The sequence below is a fragment of the Chromobacterium sinusclupearum genome (genome assembly GCF_002902845.1).
In the GTDB taxonomy this organism is placed as follows: Bacteria; Pseudomonadota; Gammaproteobacteria; order Burkholderiales; family Chromobacteriaceae; genus Chromobacterium; species Chromobacterium sinusclupearum.
On sequence record NZ_PPTF01000009.1, the window covers coordinates 1 to 998 of the forward strand.

The 998-nt window shown below is 63.5% G+C and carries 2 protein-coding genes; both read left to right on the forward strand.

The window, feature by feature from the left end:
* Positions 1-6 precede the first annotated feature (6 nt).
* A complete protein-coding gene (locus tag C2134_RS02055) occupies positions 7-753 on the forward strand; it encodes a MotA/TolQ/ExbB proton channel family protein (protein WP_103317152.1) in 747 nt (248 codons plus the stop codon).
* A 6-nt stretch (positions 754-759) separates the two neighbouring features.
* On the forward strand, positions 760-998 hold a 239-nt coding region (locus C2134_RS02060; protein WP_199179854.1), incomplete at its 3' end, for an ExbD/TolR family protein.

Here is a 998-nt window from a genome sequence, read left to right on the forward strand (position 1 = left end):
AATACCATGACCAAGATCACTCGCGCATTTCTGGGCAAAGTCCTGGGCGCTGCCGCCGCGCTGAGCGCGCTGCCGGCACTGGCGGCTGAAACCGTCAACACCTCCAATCCGTACGGCATCGACGCGCTGTGGTCGCAAGGCGACTTCGTGGCGAAGGGTACGCTGATCATCCTGCTGATCATGTCCGCCTCCACCTGGTATGTGGGCATCGTCAAGCTGCTGGAACAACGCCGCCTGATCAAGCAGGGGCATGAACTGCTGGGCCACCACGGCGTGGATCTGCAAAAAGCCGCCAGCGAGCTGGCCGACGAAGGCATGTACAGCGCCGTGGCCGTCGCCGGCATCGAAGCCGCGCGCGAACACAAAGGCGAGCTGGCCAACCGCGTCGATCTGAACACCTGGGTGGCGATGGCTATCTCCGACGCGGTCGACTCCGCCAGCCACCATATGCAGAACGGCCTGTCGGTGATCGCCACCGTCGGCTCCACCGCGCCGTTCGTCGGCCTGTTCGGCACCGTATGGGGCATCTACCACGCGCTGGTGAAAATCGGCACTTCCGGCCAAGCCTCCATCGACAAAGTGGCCGGCCCGGTAGGCGAGGCGCTGATCATGACCGCCATCGGCCTGGCCGTCGCGGTGCCGGCGGTGCTGGGCTACAACTGGCTGGTGCGCCGCAACAAGCTGGTGCTGGACAACGTCCGCGTGGTATCCGGCCGCCTGCACGCCAGCCTGCTGAACAACCCGACCCGGTAAACGGCCATGGCGCGTTACAAACGATTTGGCCACGGCAAGGGCGACGAAGACCAAGTGCTGTCGGCGATCAACACCACGCCGCTGGTAGACGTGATGCTGGTGCTGCTGATCATCTTCCTGATCACGGTGCCGGTGGTGACGCAGACAGTGAAGATGACACTGCCCAAAGAGCAGAACATTCCGACGCAGACCAAGCCGGAGAACATCGTGTTGGGGGTGGGACCGGATAGCCGGATCTACTGGAA

What these genes read in the sequence shown, in the direction of transcription:
- C2134_RS02055 (WP_103317152.1), top strand. Translation starts at nt 7, where the DNA reads ATGACCAAGATCACTCGCGCATTTCTGGGCAAAGTCCTGGGCGCTGCC.